Source organism: Vibrio sp. V01_P9A10T6 (genome assembly GCF_963877065.1).
Classification (GTDB): domain Bacteria; phylum Pseudomonadota; class Gammaproteobacteria; order Enterobacterales; family Vibrionaceae; genus Vibrio; species Vibrio anguillarum.
This window is the reverse complement of record NZ_CAWNTB010000017.1, coordinates 1-10,183: the sequence shown is the minus strand read 5'-3', so window position 1 is coordinate 10,183 and position 10,183 is coordinate 1. Positions and strand designations below refer to the sequence as shown.

General features: G+C 44.2%; 5 protein-coding genes, 1 tRNA gene, 1 rRNA gene and 1 riboswitch. Of the genes, 5 read left to right on the top strand and 2 right to left on the bottom strand.

The window, feature by feature from the left end; genetic code table 11:
• Together rrf and AACQ21_RS01120 are read left to right on the top strand one after the other, a co-directional pair.
• A 5S ribosomal RNA gene (gene rrf / locus AACQ21_RS17380) occupies window positions 1-83 on the top strand; the annotation flags it as partial.
• 29 nt (window positions 84-112) lie between these two features.
• Window positions 113-189 (top strand) — tRNA-Asp (locus tag AACQ21_RS01120).
• A gap of 537 nt (window positions 190-726) precedes the next feature.
• Here AACQ21_RS01120 and AACQ21_RS01115 read toward each other — a convergent pair.
• Window positions 727-2,007, bottom strand: a complete 1,281-nt coding sequence (locus AACQ21_RS01115) for a cation:proton antiporter (RefSeq protein ID WP_026027845.1) — start codon at window positions 2,005-2,007, stop codon at window positions 727-729.
• A gap of 182 nt (window positions 2,008-2,189) precedes the next feature.
• Here AACQ21_RS01115 and metH point away from each other — a divergent pair, with 182 nt between their 5' ends.
• A complete protein-coding gene (metH, locus tag AACQ21_RS01110; protein ID WP_105977342.1) occupies window positions 2,190-5,867 on the top strand; it encodes a methionine synthase in 3,678 nt (1,225 codons plus the stop codon).
• A gap of 66 nt (window positions 5,868-5,933) precedes the next feature.
• Here metH and lysC read toward each other — a convergent pair whose 3' ends face one another.
• Window positions 5,934-7,286 carry a lysine-sensitive aspartokinase 3 gene (lysC, locus tag AACQ21_RS01105; RefSeq protein WP_017043419.1) on the bottom strand — a complete coding sequence of 451 codons (1,353 nt, stop codon included), beginning with the start codon at window positions 7,284-7,286 and terminating at the stop codon, window positions 5,934-5,936.
• A gap of 109 nt (window positions 7,287-7,395) precedes the next feature.
• Window positions 7,396-7,571: riboswitch (Lysine riboswitch) on the bottom strand.
• Window positions 7,572-7,749: 178 nt separating this feature from the next.
• Between lysC and AACQ21_RS01100 the strand changes: the two genes are divergently transcribed.
• On the top strand, window positions 7,750-8,871 hold the full coding sequence (locus AACQ21_RS01100; protein ID WP_105977341.1) for a pyridoxal-phosphate-dependent aminotransferase family protein: 1,122 nt from the start codon (window positions 7,750-7,752) through the stop codon (window positions 8,869-8,871).
• Window positions 8,872-9,720: 849 nt separating this feature from the next.
• On the top strand, window positions 9,721-10,116 hold the full coding sequence (locus AACQ21_RS01095) for a hypothetical protein (protein ID WP_017050669.1): 396 nt from the start codon (window positions 9,721-9,723) through the stop codon (window positions 10,114-10,116).
• The last annotated feature ends 67 nt before the right edge of the window (window positions 10,117-10,183 follow it).

Here is a 10,183-nt window from a genome sequence, read left to right as displayed (position 1 = left end):
TCCATGCCGAACTCAGAAGTGAAACACAACAGCGCCGATGGTAGTGTGGGGTCTCCCCATGTGAGAGTAGGACATCGCCAGGCTTTGAATATTGTCTAACCAGACACGCTGCGGAGCGGTAGTTCAGTTGGTTAGAATACCGGCCTGTCACGCCGGGGGTCGCGGGTTCGAGTCCCGTCCGCTCCGCCACTTATTAAGAAGCCCTGCTAGTAATAGCAGGGCTTTTTTCGTTTGAGCAAAATAGCATTTTATTTTTTATCACTCTCTCAGTGCCGTCTTCTAAAAATCAATTCCACGCATACTTACATACTCACTCCTTGTCATCCGTAACACTCTGATTAGCTAGGGCTCGCTTAGTAGTCCGTAGTTTTACTTGGCGTCCTTCTTCAATAATCATTGAACCTGTTTGTTCAAACTTGTTCGGCAGACTTTAAGCTATTGTGTGATTATTTGTGTACGTGAATGACTTTCTTTGGAGTCTGCAAGAGCCATCATCACACTTTCATTTGAATAGGGTTCGCCAGCTTTTTAAATAGATATTACTAAAGCTATCCATAGTGATATTTCACCATAGTTCAACAGCCTTAATTAGATCATATTTTTTAAATTGGTATTACAGTAGATATATAGAGGGGAGGAGCAAAGTAAAGATAGCAAAAGCCGATGTTCTAGAACATCGGCTAGGGATAAAATTGATTTGATCAGTCATTACTGACAGTTTTCTTTCTACATTGACGACTTTTCAGCTTGTTTTGCTTTATCTATCAATGGGGTAATTGTTGAACCTTGAATAAGTATTGAGAACACCACGACAGCGTATGTCATAACAAGGATTATCTCTTTTACATCAATAAGCTTGTCTGGAATAACTAATATGCCGGATGGGATAGAAAGTGCCATTGCTAGTGCTAGCCCACCTCGTAGCCCTCCCCAAGTTAGTATCTTTATTGACCATGGGTTGTAGGAGCGGTAACGCTTGAAGCCGATGTAAGAGAAAAAAACGCTTAGATAGCGAGCAGATAAGACAAGAGGAATGGCGAAAGCCATCAATATCCAGTCCTCTTCATGGAATTTGAAGAGTAGCATCGACATACCGATAAGTAGAAAGAGCACACCATTCAAAAATTCGTCAACCAATTCCCAAAAGTGGTCAAGGTGTTCTTCACTTTCTTTTGAAAAGCCAATGAAGCGTGTCCAGTTGCCGATCATTATCCCTGATACAACCATAGCTAAAGGCCCGGAAACATGGATAACATCTGCAAAAACATAGCCAGCAGTCGGTATACCAATAGTTAAAAGCAGTTCCATTGAGTGATCATCGGTGGCGCTGATGAGGTAGTGGAATAATAGCCCAAGAGCTAGGCCATACAGGATGCCCCCCATTGCCTCTTGAATAAACAACATAGTTACACTACCTATGGTTGGTGCTTCCGTACCAAATGCAATAGTGAAAATGGTGACAAAGATAACCAAACCAAAACCATCATTAAAGAGCGATTCTCCCTCGATTTGGGTTGAAATACGTTTTGGTGCATTTAACTTTTTAACAATAGCTAATACGGCTATTGGGTCTGTTGGTGATATGAGTGCACCAAATAGCAGACAGTAAACGAGATCGAAGTGAATACCGATAAATTGACAGAAGGCGTATAGCCCAAAACCGATGAAGAAGGTTGAAAATAGCGTTGCGCCTAGTGCAAGAACCGCGATTTCCCATTTCTGATCTTTTAGGTTGGGTAATTTGATGCCTAGGCCGCCAGCGAAAAGTAGAAAACCGAGTATTCCTTTGAGCAGAAAATTTTCAAAGTTAATACTGTTGACGGTTTCTGTCGCTATTTGAGTTAGATGAAACCAATCATTTTGACCTGCAACTAAGATCAATAATGACAACATCATCGATCCTGCTGTAATGGCGATAGTGGTTTGCATATTGCCTATCTTACTGTTTAGAAAGGCAATCAACATTGCTGCTCCTGATAGGAAGCATAAAGTGTAATAGACAGACATTGTTTTCTCGTCGTGTAACAAAATATGAATGAAATTCTCCTTGGATGATGTACAAATAGCAAACACTTTTTAGCCATGATTGCAGATGTATCAAACGATAATTAAAGTGAAGTTTAGACGTCTAGATTTCTAATGGTTATATGATAGGATGAGCGAATAACCAAAAGGAATGAGGCTGTACTGTGGGAAGAGAAGTTAGAAGTCAAATTGAAGCTCAATTGCAACAGAGAATATTATTGATTGATGGTGGCATGGGCACCATGATTCAGAGCTATAAATTGGAAGAGCAAGATTACCGCGGAGATCGCTTTGCCCATTGGCCAAGCGATCTGAAAGGAAATAATGACCTTCTCGTCTTGACGCAGCCTCAGTTAATCAAAGAAATTCATAGTGCTTACTTGGAAGCAGGTGCTGATATCCTCGAGACGAATACCTTCAACGCGACGAGCATCGCAATGGCTGACTACGATATGCAAGCCATTAGCGATGAGATCAATTTCGCTGCTGCAAAACTTGCACGCCAAGCTGCTGACGAATGGACGGCGAAAACGCCTGATAAACCTCGCTACGTGGCGGGAGTGCTAGGGCCAACAAACCGCACTTGCTCGCTCTCCCCTGACGTGAATGACCCTGGTTTTCGAAATATCAGCTTTGAGCAATTAGTTGAAGCTTACTCAGAATCAACACGTGCTTTAATTCGTGGTGGCAGCGACTTAATTTTGATTGAAACCATTTTCGATACTTTAAATGCTAAAGCCTGTGCCTTTGCGGTAGATTGTGTGTTTGAAGAGTTGGGTTACAAACTGCCCGTGATGATCTCAGGGACAATCACCGATGCCTCTGGTCGAACGCTTTCTGGGCAAACAACCGAAGCCTTTTATAATGCACTGCGACACGTTGAGCCTATCTCATTTGGTTTGAACTGTGCACTCGGTCCGGATGAATTGCGCCAATACGTTGAAGAGCTATCGCGTATTTCCGAATGTTATGTCTCGGCTCACCCCAATGCGGGGTTGCCGAACGCATTCGGTGAGTATGATCTTGAAGCCGATGAGATGGCGCAGCACATCGGGGAATGGGCGCGAGCAGGATTCTTGAACCTTGTTGGTGGTTGTTGTGGAACCACTCCTGAGCACATTAGACAAATGGCAAAAGTGGTCGAAGGTGTGAAACCAAGAGCGTTACCCGATATTCCAGTGGCTTGTCGTCTATCCGGTCTAGAGCCGCTGACGATTACCAAAGAGAGCCTATTCATCAACGTAGGTGAGCGAACTAACGTCACTGGTTCTGCGCGTTTTAAGCGTTTAATCAAAGATGAGCAGTATGATGAGGCGCTGCATGTTGCTCGAGAGCAGGTCGAAAACGGTGCACAAATCATCGATATCAATATGGATGAAGGGATGTTGGATGCGCAAGCTTGCATGGTTCGCTTTCTTAATTTATGCGCTTCTGAGCCGGATATTTCCAAAGTACCAATCATGGTTGATTCTTCTAAGTGGGAGGTGATTGAAGCAGGTCTCAAATGCATTCAAGGCAAAGGGATTGTGAACTCGATTTCCCTCAAGGAGGGAAAAGAGAAGTTTGTTGAACAAGCTAAACTCATTCGCCGCTATGGTGCTGCTGTGATCGTGATGGCGTTTGATGAAGTAGGCCAAGCGGATACCCGTGAGCGAAAACTTGAAATTTGTACCAAAGCTTATCGAATTTTGGTTGATGAGGTTGGTTTCCCTGCTGAAGATATCATTTTTGATCCCAATATTTTCGCGGTTGCGACTGGTATTGATGAGCATAATAATTATGCTGTGGACTTTATCGAAGCCGTGGCTGATATCAAACGTAATTTACCCCATGCGATGATTTCCGGCGGGGTTTCCAACGTCTCTTTCTCTTTTCGCGGTAACAACTATGTGCGTGAAGCGATCCATGCTGTATTCCTTTATCACTGTTTTAAAAACGGCATGGACATGGGTATCGTCAATGCCGGTCAGCTTGAGATTTACGATAACGTGCCTGAGAAACTGCGTGAAGCAGTCGAAGATATCATTCTCAATCGCCGCAGCGATGGCACTGAACGCTTACTGGATATTGCGGCTGAATATGCGAACAAAGGTGTCGGTAAGGAAGAGGATGCCAGTGCGCTTGAATGGCGTTCATGGCCAGTCGCAAAACGTTTAGAGCATGCGTTAGTCAAAGGTATCACCGAGTATATTGTTGAAGATACGGAAGAAGCTCGTCAAAATGCCACTCGCCCACTGGATGTGATCGAAGGGCCTCTCATGGATGGAATGAACGTGGTCGGCGACCTCTTTGGCGAAGGGAAAATGTTCCTGCCGCAAGTGGTGAAATCGGCGCGCGTTATGAAGCAAGCCGTTGCGCATTTAGAGCCCTACATCAACGCGCTTAAGCAAGCAGGTTCTAATAATGGCAAAATCCTTCTTGCCACAGTTAAAGGGGATGTACACGACATCGGCAAAAATATCGTTGGCGTCGTTTTGCAGTGTAATAACTACGAAATCATTGACCTCGGCGTTATGGTGCCATGCGATCAGATCCTCAAAGTCGCGAAAGAACAGAATGTCGACATCATTGGGTTATCCGGCCTCATCACTCCCTCTTTAGATGAAATGGTGCACGTCGCCAAAGAAATGGAGCGACAAGGGTTTAAATTACCGCTTTTGATTGGCGGAGCAACCACCTCTAAAGCACATACCGCAGTTAAAATTGAGCAAAATTATCACCAACCTGTTGTGTACGTGAACAATGCTTCGCGCGCAGTAGGCGTTTGTTCTTCGCTTCTTTCTGATGAGTTACGTCCTGCTTTTGTTGAAAAATTAAACCTCGATTATGAACGCACGCGTGATCAACATCACCGTAAAACCCCCCGAACTAAGCCTGTCTCAGTAGAAGTGGCAAGGGCAAATAAAGCGGTTATCGATTGGGATAACTATACGCCGCCAGTTCCGGCTAAATTGGGCGTACATGTGTTTGATGATTTTGATGTGGCTACCCTTCGTCGTTACATCGACTGGACACCATTTTTCATGACATGGTCATTGATGGGTAAATATCCGACGATTTTTGAACACGAAGAGGTGGGAGAGGAAGCACAAAGTTTATTCCATGATGCTAATGCATTGCTTGATAGAGTTGAGCGAGAAGGGCTACTCAAGGCTCGCGGTATTTGCGCTTTATTCCCAGCCGCGAGTGTGGGGGATGATATCGAAGTGTATCGCGATGAATCGCGCACCGAGGTTGCTCATGTTCTGCATCACTTACGCCAACAAACCGAAAAGCCCAAAGGTTATAACTACTGCTTGTCCGATTACATTGCACCAAAGGAGAGTGGTAAACGAGATTGGATCGGTGCATTTGCCGTGACAGGCGGAATTGGTGAGCGAGAATTAGCAGACCAATATAAAGCGCAAGGCGATGACTATAATGCCATCATGATCCAAGCGGTAGCTGATCGTCTTGCTGAGGCTTTTGCGGAATATTTGCATCAGCAAGTTCGTAAAGAAATTTGGGGCTATGCCGCCGATGAAGAGTTGTCGAACGATGATTTGATCCGTGAGAAATATCAAGGTATACGTCCTGCGCCGGGTTATCCAGCGTGTCCTGAGCATACGGAAAAAGGCACTTTGTGGGAGATGTTGCAGGTTGAGCAAACCATCGATATGTCTTTAACCACCAGTTACGCTATGTGGCCAGGTGCTTCGGTGTCAGGTTGGTACTTCTCGCATCCTGACTCTCGTTATTTTGCCATTGCACAAATTCAGCAAGATCAGATGCAAGATTACGCGCAACGTAAAGGCTGGAATACGCAAGAAGCGGAAAAATGGCTTGGGCCGAATTTAGATTAAGTAATAAAAAACAGGTTGGCTAAGCCAACCTGTTTTTTATTCAGCGTTTTACTACTCAATGTGGTTTTATCGTTCAAACAAATCTTGATGAAGTTTCTGAATTGCCGCTTTAGAAACCGACTCGTGTAATAAAAAGCAGAGGTTGTGTGGGCTGGCACCATAGCAAATCATACGCAAATTGAAATCTTCTAAGGTGCTAAAAACTTGTTTTGCATAGCCTTTGCTTTCACTCATGTTGTTGCCGATCAGCGCAACTAAACACAGATTATGTTCGACTTCAACTTTACACAGCTCTTCTAATTCTAAGCGCACCGCTTGAGGCAGTTCAGGCGCTCCACCTGAGGTATCGGTTTTATCTAATGTTAATGAGACGCTGATTTCAGAGGTGGTGATCAGATCCACCGAAATTTTGTGTTTGGCTAAAATTTCAAACACCTTCGAAAGAAAGCCGTATGCGTGAAACATGCTAGCGCTGCGTAGCGTAACCATGGTTTGATTGCAGCGTAGGGTCAAGGCTCTAAATAGAGGTGAGCTTTCCACACGTTTACGGATCCAAGTGCCGCCTTTTTCAGGCTCTTTTGAGGAGCCGACAAACACAGGGATATCGTGGCGAAGCGCGGGCAGCAACGTCGATGGATGCAAAATCTTAGCGCCAAAGTTTGCCATCTCCGATGCTTCGCTAAAGCTTATTTCCGCAATCGGAGCGGCTTTAGGCGCAATGCGCGGGTCGGTCGTATAAATCCCCGGTACATCAGTCCAAATTTCTAAGCCAGAAGCTTGTACCGCTTCGGCGATCAAGGCCGCAGAATAATCACTGCCGCCTCGGCCCAATGTGGTTGTATTCCCTTGTTCATCAGCGCCGATGAAACCTTGAGTTACCACTACGTGTTGCAGGCAAAGTGGTGTTAACTTCTCTTGGGCTAATTGCTGGATCTGCTCTAATTGCGGTTCTGCCCGACCATAGTGATCATCAGTACGCAGCACTTCTCGAATATCAAAACGGATCGCATCCATGCCACGTTCACGCAGTAATTGCGTCAGAATGAAGGTCGACATTAACTCGCCACAAGCCACTAAGTGATCGGTCAGCTTTTTACTCGCTTGAAAAGAGGCCGCTTCTGCGACACTGGCCACCATATCTAAAATTGAGTGTACCTCTTTTTCAACTTGTAGCGGGTCGGCAAGTTTATCAATAATCGCATGATGAATATCAGCTAACTGTTTGATAATACTTAAGCGTTGATTGGCATCTTGTACGCCATTGGCTAATTCAACCAATAAATTCGTCACGCCAGAGCAGGCACTGCTCACGACTAATTTGGTCTCTGGATTATTTTCGATCACAGCGGCACAAAGGCTCATTGCTTCAAAGTTAGCAACGCTTGTTCCGCCAAATTTGGCGACATTGAATGCGCTCACGGCATTTCTCCCACGACTTCCTGAAATAAAAATAGTGTTGGTGTACCAACGTCCAATGTTTGAAGAGAGTTTTTCTAGAGCAAATAAAGAGGTGTTTTTATGATTGGTTTACCTCAGAAGCTCTTCATCAGGGTTGCTGATGACAGTTGAAGGGATTCAGCCCATTCAACCGATAAACCAAATCCACAACCTTGGTTTATCTCGGCACTGCTCCCCATTAATGTTTTGTATTGGAGTTGAGGCTCCACAAAACATCTGCCTGGGCAGTGCTCCTCTTCTGCTAGATAGCTCATTCATTGAACGTTTTTGAACTGTTAATGTCAATCGCTAATTAAGTCCAAATGTAAAATAAAATTAACCAGAGTGTGACACTGGTTTGACCTCTAGACTTCGGTCGAATTGTTGCATCAGCGGATTTGTTTTACTCTGGGTATTCGTATTTGGCCGCAAGCAAGGAGCAACTATGTCCATTACCAGTTTTAACCCACCCCAGCGAATTTTGATGGGGCCAGGCCCGTCAGATATTTACCCCCAAGTATTACAAGCGCTGAGCAGGCCGACTGTTGGCCACTTAGATCCGCTTTTTATCCAGATGATGGATGAGCTAAAGCAGCTGCTTAAATACGCTTTTCAAACGGAAAATGAGTTTACCATCGCGGTTTCCGCGCCGGGCAGCGCTGGTATGGAGGCGTGCTTTGTCAACCTGATTGAGCCAGGAGATAAGGTCATCGTGTGTCGCAATGGCGTTTTTGGCGAGCGTATGCGCGAGAATGTAGTGCGCTGTGGCGGAGAGGCTGTGCTGGTGGATGATGAGTGGGGAGCCCCCGTTTCGCTCGATAAAGTCGAGCAAGCCATACAGGCTAACCCTGATGCTAAAATTCTCGCGTTTGTCCATGCAGAAACGTCAACTGGTGCATTGAGTGATGCGCAAGCATTAGGTTTGCTGGCTAAGAAAAACAACATGCTGAGTATTGTAGATGCGGTGACATCCTTAGGCGGCGTGCCACTTTATGTGGATCAATGGCAGCTCGATGCCGTCTATTCTGGGAGCCAAAAGTGCTTATCGTGCCCTCCGGGTTTATCGCCACTGACTTTTTCAGCGCAAGCGATTGAAAAAATTCAATCTCGCACAACCCCCGTTCAAAGCTGGTTTTTAGATCAAAGCTTAGTGCTTGGTTATTGGAGCGGCGCAGGCAAGCGCAGTTATCACCACACTGCGCCTGTTAACAGTTTGTACGCGTTGCATGAAGCCTTGCTGGTGTTGAGAAACGAAGGTCTAGAGCAGGCGTGGGCACGTCATCGTGTGATGCATGACAAATTAAAGCAGGGCCTAGAAAAATTAGGATTTGAATTTGTCGTTGCTGAAGATTGTCGTTTACCGCAATTGAATGCGATCTATATTCCAACAGGGGTTGATGAGGCTAAAGTGCGAGCGCATTTGCTCAATCAATACAACTTGGAGATCGGCGCCGGCCTTGGCACTTTAGCGGGTAAAGCGTGGCGTATTGGTTTAATGGGGTATGGGGCACGCAGTGAAAACGTGGCCTTATGCTTGCGGGCGCTAGAAGAGTCATTAACAAATTAGCAAAAAAACCACATAAGGGAGCATTTGCTCCTTTTTAGTGGTGCTGATGCCGAACGTTGTTCGTCTCAGCATCAATCATAAAATTCATTTTTATTGTTAGCTCTTCCCTAGCGTGAGTGGAATACTCGTGATTGATGTCTTAAGATAAATTCTTCCGTTAATGGTTTAATTACTCGTATGAATATAAGTGGCATTTTGTGTATTTATAATAAATATACGATGCTAAAGTTTGTGGCCTAAATATTAGAACAGGTTTGGATGCTACTTTGTATTGTCATGGTATTGTAAAAAATGAACATTGTTCGATTGTTTTGGTTGACCATTATTTTATCTGCGTTAGGATAACCGCGCTGAGAAAGCATACTTATTATTAACTTTTTAGAGGTGCAATAGAAACCTATGGACTCGTCGAGTAGTCGATTATCCAAGTGTGGTATTTTCTGGTTAGTAGAAAAGCCTACGTTTTGTTGCCAACTTTTCATTTAAAGCCTCGCTTTTGCTAAGTTGGTATTCATACTAACGAAGCTCCTTTTCTTGTTCTCTCCTGTCAATATCACACTCTTTTTATAGAGTATCGTGTTTGTTTAAGTCGATCATATGATTTATTCAATACAGCGTTTCTACTGGCTAGAGCGTGAATGCTTTTGAATTTCTTGCGTGTCATCTGTACACCGCTAGAACTTTCGCAAGTACACGGCTTCTCTATTTGACTGACTTTATCTTCTCCTAACTTACTTGTTCAAGGCGGGGAATGCTTGAGCTTGATGGTATAAGCTTATTGCAGCTCAGTTACGGGATTTTCTGCATAATTTGGTTTCTTTGCCTTGATAGTTTCAAGGAGATACAAAGATGGTTATGTACAACACATCATTAGCTATGGGCAACCGGCTACCTGCTGCTCACTCTATTCAAACCGAAATGGATAACAACTTTATTTGTGTAGGCGCATCGCTATCTGTAGAGGCGGTGATTGCGATTCTACGCTCATCGTCCTTAACCGATAAGCGTTTAAACCTTATCTTTATCTCTGGTGATGCAGGTGAATACTTAGGATTTGTTTATTTAAGCAAGGTGGTGGTATCACAGATGAATATCATCATGAAAGATATTATGCACAAAAGCGATATTGCCGTATCGGCCTTAATGGATAAGGTTCAAGCTAGAAAGTTATTATTAGACAGTCATTTGCCTATGATTCCTATCATCGATAGTCGGAATCGAGTGATTGGCGCCTATTCTATATAATAAATATTAACAAGCTTTAAAATAAGTCGCTCAACTTCACTAAATGAAATTTTAGTGAGATTGGAAC